This is a genomic window from Lactimicrobium massiliense (assembly GCF_900343155.1).
GTDB lineage: Bacteria > Bacillota_I > Bacilli_A > Erysipelotrichales > Erysipelotrichaceae > Bulleidia > Bulleidia massiliensis.
In genome coordinates this window covers 264,396-277,651 of the sequence record NZ_OUNG01000001.1, presented here as the reverse complement: position 1 = coordinate 277,651, position 13,256 = coordinate 264,396, and the positions used below count along the sequence as shown (strand labels likewise).

14 protein-coding genes and 1 riboswitch are annotated in these 13,256 nt (G+C 49.5%); of the genes, 11 read left to right on the top strand and 3 right to left on the bottom strand.

Going from position 1 to position 13,256, the window contains the following annotated elements; translation table 11 throughout:
- Window positions 1-18: 18 nt before the first annotated feature.
- The 9 genes from DHU66_RS01365 to DHU66_RS01325 all read left to right on the top strand — a co-directional run bounded on the left by DHU66_RS01365 (window position 19) and on the right by DHU66_RS01325 (window position 8,656).
- Window positions 19-369, top strand: coding sequence for an MG284/MPN403 family protein (locus DHU66_RS01365; RefSeq protein ID WP_108774111.1), 351 nt, complete (start codon window positions 19-21; stop codon window positions 367-369).
- Window positions 370-400: 31 nt separating this feature from the next.
- Complete coding sequence (locus DHU66_RS01360; RefSeq protein ID WP_167836198.1) at window positions 401-646, top strand: acyl carrier protein; 246 nt, start codon at window positions 401-403, stop codon at window positions 644-646.
- Complete coding sequence (gene ptsP, locus DHU66_RS01355; RefSeq protein ID WP_108774109.1) at window positions 639-2,348, top strand: phosphoenolpyruvate--protein phosphotransferase; 1,710 nt, start codon at window positions 639-641, stop codon at window positions 2,346-2,348. The genes DHU66_RS01360 and ptsP overlap by 8 nt, the downstream gene beginning before the upstream one ends.
- 129 nt (window positions 2,349-2,477) lie before the next feature.
- Window positions 2,478-2,646, top strand: a riboswitch (Lysine riboswitch).
- Window positions 2,647-2,752: 106 nt separating this feature from the next.
- Window positions 2,753-3,640, top strand: a complete 888-nt coding sequence (gene dapA, locus DHU66_RS01350; RefSeq protein WP_108774108.1) for a 4-hydroxy-tetrahydrodipicolinate synthase — start codon at window positions 2,753-2,755, stop codon at window positions 3,638-3,640.
- A complete protein-coding gene (gene dapB / locus DHU66_RS01345) occupies window positions 3,637-4,377 on the top strand; it encodes a 4-hydroxy-tetrahydrodipicolinate reductase (protein ID WP_108774107.1) in 741 nt (246 codons plus the stop codon). The genes dapA and dapB overlap by 4 nt, the downstream gene beginning before the upstream one ends.
- Window positions 4,374-5,066, top strand: a complete 693-nt coding sequence (gene dapD / locus DHU66_RS01340) for a 2,3,4,5-tetrahydropyridine-2,6-dicarboxylate N-acetyltransferase (protein ID WP_108774106.1) — start codon at window positions 4,374-4,376, stop codon at window positions 5,064-5,066. The genes dapB and dapD overlap by 4 nt, the downstream gene beginning before the upstream one ends.
- The gene (locus DHU66_RS01335) at window positions 5,063-6,217 is read left to right on the top strand and encodes a pyridoxal phosphate-dependent aminotransferase (RefSeq protein WP_108774105.1); all 1,155 of its coding nucleotides are present in this window, start codon (window positions 5,063-5,065) and stop codon (window positions 6,215-6,217) included. Before dapD ends, DHU66_RS01335 begins: the two co-directional genes overlap by 4 nt.
- Complete coding sequence (locus tag DHU66_RS01330; RefSeq protein ID WP_108774104.1) at window positions 6,210-7,358, top strand: M20 metallopeptidase family protein; 1,149 nt, start codon at window positions 6,210-6,212, stop codon at window positions 7,356-7,358. Before DHU66_RS01335 ends, DHU66_RS01330 begins: the two co-directional genes overlap by 8 nt.
- Window positions 7,355-8,656 (top strand): aspartate kinase, encoded by a 1,302-nt coding sequence (locus DHU66_RS01325; RefSeq protein WP_108774103.1) that lies wholly within the window; start codon window positions 7,355-7,357, stop codon window positions 8,654-8,656. Before DHU66_RS01330 ends, DHU66_RS01325 begins: the two co-directional genes overlap by 4 nt.
- 4 nt (window positions 8,657-8,660) lie before the next feature.
- Here the strand turns inward: DHU66_RS01325 and DHU66_RS01320 are convergent, their stop codons facing one another.
- The gene (locus tag DHU66_RS01320; protein ID WP_108774102.1) at window positions 8,661-9,923 is read right to left on the bottom strand and encodes a diaminopimelate decarboxylase; all 1,263 of its coding nucleotides are present in this window, start codon (window positions 9,921-9,923) and stop codon (window positions 8,661-8,663) included.
- Window positions 9,924-10,173: 250 nt separating this feature from the next.
- Between DHU66_RS01320 and DHU66_RS01315 the strand changes: the two genes are divergently transcribed.
- Entirely contained in the window at window positions 10,174-10,887 is a 714-nt protein-coding gene (locus DHU66_RS01315) for a sensor histidine kinase (RefSeq protein WP_167836197.1), read from the top strand.
- A gap of 17 nt (window positions 10,888-10,904) precedes the next feature.
- On the opposite strand, the gene DHU66_RS01310 is transcribed toward DHU66_RS01315, so the two are convergent.
- Both DHU66_RS01310 and DHU66_RS01305 read right to left on the bottom strand, forming a co-directional pair.
- The gene (locus DHU66_RS01310; RefSeq protein ID WP_108774100.1) at window positions 10,905-11,678 is read right to left on the bottom strand and encodes a metallophosphoesterase; all 774 of its coding nucleotides are present in this window, start codon (window positions 11,676-11,678) and stop codon (window positions 10,905-10,907) included.
- Between the two features lie 41 nt (window positions 11,679-11,719).
- The gene (locus tag DHU66_RS01305) at window positions 11,720-12,034 is read right to left on the bottom strand and encodes a hypothetical protein (protein WP_108774099.1); all 315 of its coding nucleotides are present in this window, start codon (window positions 12,032-12,034) and stop codon (window positions 11,720-11,722) included.
- Window positions 12,035-12,191: 157 nt separating this feature from the next.
- On the opposite strand from DHU66_RS01305, the gene DHU66_RS01300 reads away from it, so the two are divergent.
- The gene (locus DHU66_RS01300) at window positions 12,192-12,929 is read left to right on the top strand and encodes a YebC/PmpR family DNA-binding transcriptional regulator (protein WP_108774098.1); all 738 of its coding nucleotides are present in this window, start codon (window positions 12,192-12,194) and stop codon (window positions 12,927-12,929) included.
- Window positions 12,930-13,256 lie beyond the last annotated feature (327 nt).

The following is a 13,256-nucleotide window of genomic DNA, read 5'->3' as shown; positions in this document are numbered from 1 at the left end:
TGATGAATAGGAAAAACAATGGGGCATATCAAAACGGAGACGGCCATGGGTGAGAAAAAGCGGAAACCGGAGGCGGAAATCATGATGGCGTATCTTGCCCGCAATTACCGCCGTTCTTTGATGCGGCTTGATCTTTGCCGCATGGAAGGCATCAGTGAAAGCAGGCTGATCTATGAAGCGGATCATTCCTATGTCTGTCTGATTGAGCGTGCCCTGGCAGACTGCTCACCATCCACCCGGCAGATCATCAACGAGGAGTTTCTGCACAAGAAGGATAAAGACTGGTATCTTGGCTACTGGAGCAGAACGACATTCTACCGGAAACGGAAGGAGGCAATCGGCGAATTCCTGCATTGCCTTCATATTTGACGAGTGTTAATATTCTTGTATGGTATGGTCCATGTCACAACAGGCCGCATTGACAGAATTACTGATGCCATACAATCAGACAGACACTGCTGTTCATCCCGATACTACGTTTGCAGAACTGGGGATGGATAACTGCGATATGGTTGATTTCCTGCTTGATACAGAGGCAGAGTATGACATTATCATTCCGAATGGGGCGATGTTTTCCTGCACATGCGTGCAGGATGTGATGGATCTGATTGACCGATGCCTGAAGGAGGAGAAATCAAATGCTTAAAGGAATTGCTGCGTCGCAGGGAATTGCCGTTGCAAAAGCCTACAAATTGGTACAGCCGGTGCTGGGTATTCAGAAGAAGGATGCAGATCCGGAAGAAGAACTGAAGAAACTGGATGCGGCCTTCAAGAAGACCGTTGCAGACATTGAGCATATCAAGGAAGTTGCCAGCAAGCATCTCAAGGAAGAGGAACTGGCCATCTTTGATGCCCATCTGATGATGGCAAACGATCCGGATTTCCGTTCCATGATTGAAGACGAAATCAAGAACAACAAGGAAAATGCCGAGTTTGCTGCAAAGACGGTTTCCGATAACATGGTTGCCATGTTTGAAGCCATGGATGATGAGTACATGAAGGGCAGAGCTGCTGATATCAAGGATGTTTCCTTCCGTCTGCAGTGCAACCTGGCCGGCAAGGAGATCCCGAACCTGTCTACACTGGATCAGCCGGTCATCATCGTTGCGGAAGATCTGACCCCGAGTGATACCGGTTCTTTGAACAAGGAATTTGCCAAGGGCTTCGCTACTGAAGTGGGCGGCCGTACAAGCCACTCTGCCATCATGGCAAGATCTCTGGAAATTCCGGCAGTTGTCGGTGTCAAGGGCATTCTGGATTCCGTTCAGGATGGCGACACGATCATCCTGGATGCGTTAAAGGGTGAAGTCATTGTCAATCCGAGTGAGGATGTCATCGCTGCTTACAAGCAGAAGGCTGAAGATTTCCGCAGGGAAAAGGAAGCTCTGAAAGCCATGAAGGACAAGCCGTCTGTTTCCACCGATGGCCGCAAGGTTCTGCTGGTTGGCAACATTGGCTCACCGGCTGATGTAGAAGGTGTTCTCAACAATGGCGGCGAAGGCGTCGGTCTGTTCAGAACAGAATTCCTCTATATGAAGAGTGAAAACGACTTCCCGGATGAAGATACACAGTTTGCTGCATACAAGCAGGTTCTGGAAGGCATGAACGGCAAGCCGGTTGTGATCCGTACACTGGATATCGGCGGCGATAAGAAGCTGAAGTATTATACATTCCCGGCTGAAATGAATCCGTTCCTCGGTGTGCGTGCCATTCGTTTCTGCCTGCAGAGAAAGGTCATCTTCCGCACCCAGCTGCGCGCACTGCTCAGAGCCAGTGCCTTCGGTCATCTGTGCATCATGTTCCCGATGATTGCGACTGTCAATGAATTCAAGGAAGCAAGAGCACTCTATGACGAAGAAAGAGCAAAGCTCATCAATGAAGGCGTCAAGGTCGGCGATGATGTTGAAGTCGGCTGCATGATCGAGATCCCGGCTGCTGCTGTTCTGGCTGACCAGTTGGCCAAGTATGCTGATTTCTTCTCCATCGGCACAAACGACCTGATCCAGTACTCCATGGCTGCTGATCGTATGAGCCAGGCTGTCTCCTATCTGTACCAGCCGCTCAACCCGTCCATCCTGCGTCTTGTCAAGAACACCATCGACGGTGCCCACAAGCATGGCAAGTGGTGCGGTATGTGCGGTGAGATGGCAGGCGATGAGATCGCTGCACCGGTACTGCTCGGCCTTGGCCTGGATGAGTTCTCTATGAGTGCTACATCTATCCTGCGGGCAAGAAAGATGATCAACGCTCTCAGCTATGAAGAAATGAAGAAGATGGCTGCCCAGGCAGTAGAGCTGGATACCGCAGAAGAAGTAGAAGCACTTGTCAAAAAGACAATTGGAGCATAATTAAACAATGTGTTCAAAGACCACACTGGAAACGGTGTGGTTTTTTGATGTTAGAAAAGAAAAAGTTTCTGAAACTGTATTGACACATTGTCGTACAGTGTTACAATCTTTCAAAACTGAATACTGCAACAGCAGGATAGAGGCGCAGTCGGAAAAAGTAGGCTGGCACAAAGCGGTATGCGCAGTACCGGGTGTCTGACTGAAAGGAAAGACTGCCGAAGACAGAGCGGCGCACTCTGATCTGGGCATGCAGAGAACATCTGCATGACTGTCGCGTAAGCGGAGAACTATCGGATTATTGTAGTCCCTTCAAGTGGGAGAATGCGATGAATACCGGCTTGCGTTACTGCAAACCGGCATTTTTTATCCTCATTTGCAGCTTCGGCCAAAGGAGGATATCACGCATGAAAGAAACAGTATTCCGCGGTGCAGCCACCGCCATGATCACCCCGATGAGGGAAGACAGAAGTGTCGACTATGAAGCTATGGGCAGACTGATTGACTGGCAGATTGATCAGGGGATTGATGCACTGTTAATTGCCGGTACAAGTGGTGAAGGCTCCACGCTTTCCGATGAAGAACACAGAGAAGTACTCCAGTTTGCGGTAAATCAGGCAAGAGGCAGAGTTCCGATGATTGCCGGTACAGGTTCCAATGACACCGCCTATGCCTGCGATCTGACAAAGTATGCCTGCCAGATTGGCTATGATGCCTGCCTGGTGGTGACACCTTATTACAACAAGACAACCCAGCGGGGCCTCATCAGGATGTACAAGACCATCGCCGATGCCTCTACAAAGCCATTGATTCTCTACAATGTGCCAAGCCGCACCGGTATTTCTCTTGCCCCGGCAACCGTTGCTGAGCTATCCAGCTATCCGCACATTGATGCCATCAAGGAAGCTTCCGGCAATATCTCAGCCATTGCAGATATCGCTGCCTCCGTTACAGAAGGTTTCACGATCTACTCCGGCAATGATGACCAGATCATCCCGATCCTGAGCCTGGGCGGCCAGGGCGTCATTTCTGTCCTGTCCAACCTGCTGCCAAAGGAAACTTCTGCCATGGTGCATGCCTATCTGGAAGGCAATATCGAACAGGCAAGAAAGATGCAACTGCAGTATCTGCCGCTCATCCATGCCCTGTTCTGCGAGACCAATCCGATCCCCGTCAAGGCTGCTATGGCACTGCTTGGCTATGGCACCAATACCCTGCGCCTGCCGCTTGTAACAATGGAGACAGAACACGAAGCCCAGCTGAGAGCAAGAATGCAGGAGGTGGGCCTGTTATGAGAATCATTGTCAGCGGTGCAGCTGGCAGGATGGGACAGATTCTCATACAGCAGCTTGCACAGGAAGGGGAAGAACTTGCGGCAGCCGTATCACGAAGCTATCCGGATGATGTCAGCGCGCATCAATATGCCAGCTTTGCCGGCATGAAAGAAACTGGCGATGTTGTGATTGACTTTTCCCATCATTCCACTGTACAGGATTTTCTGCCCTGGTGCATTGCCCATCACGTACCGGCAGTGATTGCCACAACCGGCCATACGGCAATAGAAAAAGCAATGATTGCGGATGCAGCCAGGCAGATTCCCATCTTCTTTACTGGCAATACAAGTGTTGGGATCGCATTGTTAGCCAATATGGTCCGTGATGCCGTGAAGATGTTTCCGGATGCGGATGTAGAAATCGTGGAAATTCACCACCATGACAAGCAGGATGTACCATCCGGCACTGCCCTGATGCTGGCGGATGCCGTCAAAGAAGTACGGCCGGATGCCTGGTACAACATTGGCAGGCATGAAAATGGAAAGCGCGATCCCCATGAGATCGGCATTCACAGTCTGCGGATTGGCAATGAAACCGGCACCCATGAAGTACATATCCGCAATGGAGAAGAAGAACTTGTGTTATGCCATCATGCCTATGACCGCCGTCTGTTTGCCAAAGGCGCCCTGCAGGCTGCCAGATTCCTGGTTTCACAAAATGCCGGCCTGTATACGATGAAGGAGATGTTAGCAGGATGAATACAGAAGAAGTGATCCGCTTCATATCAGAAGCGAAGAAGAAAACACCGGTGCAGCTCTTTGTGAAAGAGAAAAATCCGATCGATTATGGCAATGCCAGAGTATATGGTGATACAGACAAGGTTGTTTTTGGCGACTGGGAAGAGCTGAAACCAATCCTGGAAGCGAACAAAGACAATATCCTTTCTCTGGAAGTGCTGGAAGACCGCCGGAATTCCGCGGTGCCATTACTGCAGGTCAGAGATCTGCATGCCCGGATTGAACCGGGGGCATTGATCCGTGATCATGTGGAAATCGGTGAAAATGCGGTCATCATGATGGGGGCAGTCATCAATATCGGGGCTGTTATCGGGTCTGGCACCATGATCGATATGAATGCCGTAGTCGGGGGCAGAGCCATTGTTGGCAGACAGTGCCATATTGGAGCCGGCGCCGTACTGGCAGGGGTGATTGAACCAGCCAGTGCCAAGCCGGTTACCATCCATGACCATGTGCTGGTTGGTGCCAATGCAGTTGTCATTGAAGGTGTGGAAGTCGGAGAAAATGCGGTTGTAGCAGCTGGTGCGGTTGTGATTGATGATGTACCGGCCAATGCCGTTGTGGCAGGCTGCCCGGCAAAGATCGTCAAGATGCGCGATGCCAAAACAGACAGTGCCACTGCACTGCAGGAAAGCCTGCGCAATCTATGAGCCTGACCTTCAATGCGAGACTCCATGATGTCGGCACCAGCCGCATCCGTGCCTTCAATACCCTGGCAAAACAGACACCGGGCTGTATCTCACTGACCATTGGAGAACCGGACTTTGATACACCAGAACCCATTTGTGATGCAGTGATTCATTCACTGCAAAACAAGGAGACACACTACTGTCCCAATGCCGGCAGTGATGAGCTTCGTGCAAAAGCGGCATCTTTTGAAAACGGCCGCCGCCATACCGCATACACAAAGGAAAATGTATGCATCACCATCGGTGCCTCCGAAGCCCTGTTTTCCTCTTTGTATACAATTCTGAACCCTGGTGATGAAGTCATCATTCCGCTGCCTGCCTATCCAGCCTATGTCAATATGGTCCATCTGTGCGGGGCAGTGCCAGTCTTTCTGGATCTGTCCACAGCAGATTTCCAGATGCGCAAAGAAATGCTTGAAAACGTCATCAGTGACAAAACAAAAGCAATCATCCTCAACTCACCCAACAATCCAACCGGCACCATCCTGAATGCAGAAAGCATCCAGGCAGTGCATGATGTGATGAAGACGCATCCCATGTATGCCTTGATCGATGCTGTCTATGAGCAGCTCAGTTTCCTTGACGAAGTGCCTTGCTTATTGTCATATCCTGACATTCTGGATCAGTGCATCCTTGTACAGAGCTTCTCCAAGCCCTATGCCATGACCGGCTGGCGGATGGGGTATGTCTGTGCCAGTGAAGACTTCATCAATGCATTCATGAAAGTGCATATCTATGCCATCAGCTGCCCGCCATCCCTGTTCCAGAAGGCTTGTATGACGGCACTGGACTATGATCCTGCACAAATGAAGGAAGCATATCACAGAAGAAGCATGTTTCTGTACAAGTCACTGCTTGATATGCAGCTGCCGGTACCGGAACCTCAGGGAGCCTTTTACGTCTTTCCATGTATCCGTGAATTTGGCATGGATGATGAAACTTTCTGCCGAGAAATGATTCAAAAGGCAGGCGTAGCAGCCGTGCCGGGCAGTGCCTTTGGCATGCCTGGCAGTATCCGTCTGTCCAGCTGCGTCAATGAAGAAAAGCTTCAGGAAGCCATGCGCCGCATGAAGCTCTTTGTAACACAGTTGCGGGAGAATACACATGCATGACTGGAAGAAAGAAGCAGAAGACCTGCTGCCAATGATGATCGATCTGCGCCGGCAGTTCCATGCCCATCCAGAACTTGGCAATCACGAACAGGAAACGGATCGAAGAATCGAACATGTTCTGGATGATCTGGACATTCCTCACACAAGAATCTGCGGTACCGGCATCACTGGCACCATTGGCGCCGGCAAGCCATGTGTACTGCTGCGTGCAGACATTGATGCACTGCCCATCAAGGAAGAAACACAGCTTCCCTATGCCTCATGTCATGAGGGCATCATGCATGCCTGCGGCCATGATCTGCATATGGCAGCTCTGCTTGGCGCACTGGCTATCCTGAAGAAACATGAAGACTGGTATACAGGCTCTGTGCGTTTTGTGTTTCAGCCGGATGAAGAGGGTGACGGCGGTGCCCAAAGGATGATCCAGGCAGGTGTGCTGGATGGTGTATCTGCGGTGTTTGGACTGCATTGTGATCCAACGCTGCCGGCAGGCACAATCGGTTATAAACCAGGCGGCTTTTATGCCGCTGCGGCTACCTTTGATGTCACCGTCAATGGACAGGGATGCCATGGTGCCCAGCCGGAAAAGGGCACGGACAGCCTGTATGCGGCTGCCAGAATGTGCTGTGCTCTCAAGGAGATGACACAAGGCGAAGGAGAAAACCGCCAGGTCGTCACCATTGGCAGCCTGCATGGCGGCAATGTGCGCAATGTCATTCCTTCCTCCACGTCTTTTGCCGGCATCATCCGTGTCTGCAGCACGGCAAAAAGAAAACAGCTCATGCAGGAAGCACAGCAGAAGATCCAGAATATCGCCAGTGCATTATCCGTGCAGGCAGAGATTCATATGCATGAAGGATATCCCGGCGTGGTTAACACTCTCAAAGAAACACAGCTTGTTCAAAAGATTGCTGAAACACTGCTTGGCAAAGAGCACTGCATCCAGGAAGAAGCGGTCATGACAACGGAAGACTTTGGCTATTATCTGCTAGAAAGACCGGGCTCCTTCTATCATCTTGGCACCGGCATCGGACCGGGGCTGCACAGTCCGCTGTTCTGCCCGGATGAAAACAGTCTTGCCATCGGGGCAATGATGCACGCTGCCATTGTGGAAGCGTATGGAAAGGAGCAGAAACAATGATTGTATGTAAATTCGGCGGCACTTCCTGCTGCTCGGGAAGCCAGCTGAAAAAAGTAAAGGACATTCTGCTTGCCAATCCGGAAAGAAGATATGTGATTGTCTCTGCTCCTGGCAAACGGTTTGATGGCGATCAGAAAGTCACAGATCTTCTCTATCAGCTGGACAAAGACCGCCACACTGCCTCAATTCTGGCAAAGATCCAGCAGCGGTACGCCGACATCATCCGTGATGCCGGCATCACCTTCGATCTGGATCATGAGTTTGAAGTGATCCAGAACCGGCTGGATACCGGCAGCACCGCCTGGCTTGTCAGCCGGGGTGAATACCTGAATGCAAAGATCTTTGCGTCCTACATGAACTGGCCATTTCTGGAAGCTGCGGACATGATCTTCTTTGATGAGCATCATCATCTGATTGAGCCGCTGACATACCGTTTCATGAAGAAGGAGATGCTCGCCTATGCCAATGGTGTGATCCCGGGCTTCTATGGCAGTGATGAAGCGGGAAATATTGCTGTATTTCCACGGGGTGGATCAGATGTCAGCGGTGCCCTGGCTGCCAGGGCTGTACAGGCAGATGCCTATGAGAACTGGACGGATGTGGATGGCATTCTGACAGCCGATCCCCATCTTGTGCCAGAAGCAAAGCCCATCAATACGATTTCCTATCAGGAACTGCGTGAGCTTTCCTATATGGGTGCAGGCATGCTGCAGGAAGAAGCTGTCTTTCCATGCCGCAATGCCGGCATTCCGATTAACCTGCGCAATACCAACCATCCAAACGTACAGCGAACATGGATTGTCTCAGAGACGAAACGGTGGACCCAAGCCCATCAGCCGATTACTGGCATTGCTGGTAAAAAAGGCTTCTCGAACATCCAGATCGAGAAAGCCATGATGAATACACAGATTGGTTTTGGTGCCAAAGCTCTGTCAATCCTGGCAGAACATGGTGTTTCCTTTGAACATAACCCGACATCAATTGATACGATGTCCATTATGGTACCAACGGCAGATCTGAAAGACTGCCGCAAAGCACTGCTGGCTGATCTGCAGGCACAGCTGTCACCAGACAATCTCTTCATTGAAGATGGCATTGCCCTGATTGCTGTGGTTGGCGAAGGCATCATCCGGCATGTCGGCTTTGCCGCAAGGCTGTTTGGCCTGGTGGCAGAGGCAGGCATCAATGTCCGCATGATTGATGTTGGGTTCAGTGAAATGAATGTGATCATCGGCGTCAATGAAGAAGACTTTGAAAAGACGATCAGGGTCATTCATCAAGGTTTGGCGGCAAGATAAACAATTACTTCGGCCAGCAAAGGGTGGCAAAGTAATCCTCGGGTGTTTCTGCACGGCGGATCTCAATGACAGATCCGTCTTTTTTTAACAACAGTTCGGCGCTGCGCAGCCTGCCATTGTAGTTGTAGCCCATCGAAAAACCATGGGCACCGGTATCATGAATGATCAAGAGATCTCCAACATCAGTCTCCGGCAGTTTTCTCTGCACAGCCAGCTTGTCATTGTTCTCGCACAGATTGCCCGTGACGTCATAGACATGTGTGCAGGGTTCATTTTCCTTGCCCACAACCGTGATGTGGTGGTAGGCGCCATACATCGCCGGCCGCATCAGATTGCATGAATTGGCATCCACGCCAAGATATTCCCGGTACGTTTTCTTCTTGTGCAGCACACGGGTGACCAGACAGCCATGGGGACCGGTCATGTAACGCCCCATTTCGGTAAAGATGGCCACATCCTTCATGCCCGCGGGCACAAGTATTTCTTCATAGGCCTTTTTCACACCTGCACCAATGGCAAGAATATCATTTTCTTTGTCTTCAGGCCGGTAGGGGATGCCAACGCCGCCAGACAGATTGACAAAGGCAATATGCACACCTAACTGCCTGTGCAGATCGACGGCCAGCTGGAAAATGATTTTGGCAAGGGAAGGATAGTAGTCATTCGATAATGTATTGGAAGCAAGGAAAGCATGCAGGCCGAAATGCTTCACGCCTTTTTTCTGCAGAATCTGAAAAGAAGAGAAAATCTGTTCACGCGTCATGCCAAACTTGGACTCGCCTGGTGTATCCATGACCTGGAAGCCTTCCTTGCTTTTGCCAAGCGTGAATACACCGCCCTGGTTGTACCGGCAGCACACGGTCTCTGGCAGAGAACCTGCACATTTCTCGAAGAAAGCAATATGACCGATATCATCAAAATTCACCAGAACATTCATCTCTTTAGCAAGCGCAAAGTCCTGGGCAGGGGTGTCATTGGAGGAAAACATGATGTCATGGCCTGAAAAACCAAGCCGCTTTGCCATGAGCAATTCCGTGTAGGAAGAACAGTCCAGCCCATTGCCAAGATCCTGCATAATTTTCAGAATATACGGGTTTGGCGTTGCCTTGACGGCAAAGTATTCCCGGTATCCCGGATTCCAGGCAAAGGCCTGCTTGACCAGCGCGTCTGTATTCCGGATACCCTGTTCATCATATAAATAAAAGGGCGTAGGATACTGACTCGCAATCTCACGGATCTTCTCATCCGAAACAAACGGTTTCTTCATGGACAAATCTCCTTTTTGTCATCATGTTTATCACAATTTAAATCATATATGCAACAAAGATGGAAGAATCTGAGGCAGTATGACCTGAGATTCTTCCATCCTTTATCATCTATCTTTTGCTGTCTTTCTGATGATGCACTGCCTTTTCCGTATACATCTGTGCATCCGAAGCTTCGATCCACTGCTTTTCAGTATGGATTTCATCAGAAAGCCTTGCTGCACCAATACTGACCTGCAGAGTATACGGCGTATGATGCAGATCACTTTGATGCGCACAAGAAATGCCTTTTTCATGCAGACAAAAGCAGACGAGCTTGCCAATGAGGTAACACTTGTCAACAATGCCATCGCGGCGCAGAAAGAAAAGGCAGATCTGATGCTGAAGAATCAGGAAGAACTGCGCCGGCAGCGCCATGATCTACGCCATCATGTCACCGTCATGCAGCAGATGATGCAGGTGAAGGATTATGATGCTTTGGAAAACTATCTGCAGAAAATCTCTAATGAGCTTCCTTCTCCTCAGATTTCACATTATTGCGACAACTATGCTGTTAGTGCACTGCTGCTGCATTATGACCCTCTGTGTCAGCTGGAAGGTATCGCGTTGGATATTCAGGGAAATATTCCTGCATCTTGCGGTGTGATTGCGGATTCTGATCTGATTGTCGTTGTTGGCAACATGCTGGAAAATGCCGCTGAGGCCTGCCGCCATGTAAAAGGAAAGAAAGAGATTTCCCTGCATGCTGGCATTCATGGCAGTATGTTAATGATGAAATGCACCAATACTTACAATCAGTCACTTGTCCATCTGCGCAACGGGCAGTTCCTTTCCAGCAAGCATGCGTCCTACGGCATCGGCACACGCTCCATCCGTTCAATGGCAGAGAAGTACCATGGCGATGTGGACTTTTCACCTGCGCAGAAATTCTCTGTTCGTATCTATCTGGATATGGAACAGAATTAAAAAGCAGCTTTCGCTGCTCATGCGTGCGGTTCAATACCGCATTCCTTCAGATAACTGTCAGGATAATACTGCAGATACGGGTAACTGCTAGGCACATAGAACTCTTTCATATCATCCAGGCGGAGGCATCCCAAGGTCCTGCCGTAGACACAGCCGCAGTCAATGTGGATGGTGCGGTTATCATCACTGTGGATGATTTTGCCATCATATTTAGGATGATACATGAAGGTTGGCACATGGCCCAGTATCATGGTGCAGTCCGGGAATGGATTGGCATCAATCTCTGCATGGGTCCAGACCAGGATCTGCGCAGGAACTTCTGAGAGTCTTGTGTCCGGGTGCATGTATTCTTCCGAAAGACCGGCATGCAGCAGCAGAAACTTTCTGCCATGAACATCAAGATACTTGTACAGCAGTCTGTCTTCCAGATACAGCTTGATGTCATAGCATTCTGGAAAAGACAGATCCATGAATTCATCTGCCGTGCGGTAGCCGCCATTATAGTGCAGCCAGCACAGAAGATCATTGGTCATATCTACGGATGCCGAATCCTTTTTGGCATCAATGAGCTCCTGGGTGTAGCGTGCCAGCCATACATCGTGGTTGCCAAAAATCATGTGCATGTTGTCATGATGCATGATTTCCTGCAGCAGGGCAATGGAATGCCTGCCGCGGTCACATACATCGCCATCAATCCACAGCTCATCATATTCTGTGAAGTCAATGATCTTCAGCATCTGATCAAATTCATCCTTACAGCCATGAAGATCACTCATTACATATACTGACATACAATTCGTGTCCTCTATGTCTGTATTGTAGCACAAAGGAATCAGGAAGCCGGGTTGATGACTGCAATGACGGTCAGCTCACCATCTGTATACGTACACAGCAGCACATCGTTCATTTGGATCTGGGAAGGCGGGATGGTGTCATCATTTTCATAAATCACAACAGAACTGTCCAGAGAGACTGTGAAGTCCTGTCCGTTCTGCGTGTTCTGCAGGGTCAGGTCATTGCCGCTGATAGATGTCACCGTGCCATAGACACTTTTGGTCGTATAGCGTTCCTGTACATCAGCCGCCTGTGCACAGGCACAGCCCGTAAGCAGAATCACTGCCAGGGCGGCAGACAGTTTATATGACATACGCTTCTCCTTTCCAGGTAACTGTTACTATGATAGAAGAAAAGATGAGAAGATATGTGGATACAGGCTGAACATTGGGTGAACAAGCAATTATACTTCCCATATAAAAAGTGCGTGATATAATGGTTCGGTAAAAAATAACAGGAGGAAAGTATACATGGGAAGAGCACATGAAGTACGCGCTGCCTCAATGGCTAAAACGGCAGCGATCAAGTCCAAGCTGTATTCCAGGTTTGGCAAAGAGCTGTATATCGCAGCTAAGAGTGGTGTTCCTGACCCGGATATGAACCTCACACTGAAAAGAAAGATTGCTGAAGCAAAGTCCAATCAGGTTCCGGCTGACGTTATCAAGAGAGCCATTGAAAAGGCAAAGGGCGGCAGTGATGAGAACTATGATGAGGCACGCTATGAAGGATTTGGCCCTGGTGGAAGCACGGTGATCATTGATTGCCTGACTGACAACACAAACCGTTCCTACACCAACGTCAAGACATGTTTCAACAGATGCCGCGGTGCCAAGCTTGTCAATGCCGGCGGCGTATCTTACAACTATGAGAACGACGGTATCTTCGAGTTTCCTTATACCGATGAGGATAAGATGCTGGAAGCACTGATGGAAGCAGATGTTGATGTTCAGGATGTGAGCGTAAATGACGGCGTCATGACAGTCAAGACAACATTCGCAGATTTCGGCAAAGCACAGGATGCAATTGAAAAGCTGATTCCGGGTGTGGAATTCTCCAGATGCGAGACAGCAATGCTGCCGAATGAGTATGTGGATCTGACTGATCCGGAAGACATTGAGTCTTATCATAAGCTGATGGATATGCTCAATGATGTTGAGGATGTCAACAAGGTTTATTCCAACGTCAGAATTCCAAGTGAGGAAGAGTAAGCAGGGTGAAAGCTCTGCTTTTTCTTATGTTAAGAAATGTAAACGCTTAAATGTAAGAAATGTAAATAGTTTCTGAAGATGGTGAAAAAGAATTCGAAAAGTTACTGAAAATTAGTTGACTTAAATGACTTGCAAAGCTAATATCTTCGCATAGGAAATGAGATGCAGTGATCAGAACATACTGCAGACTCAACGAGTACCTACAGCGAGCTGCCAGATGGTGGAAGGGCAGCAGGGAAAGCGTCTGTCAGCCTCATCTGTGAGCAGCCCCCTGAAAGCGAAAGTGAGTAGGCAAGGGTCGGCACCCGCCGTTATCCGGGGGTCCAA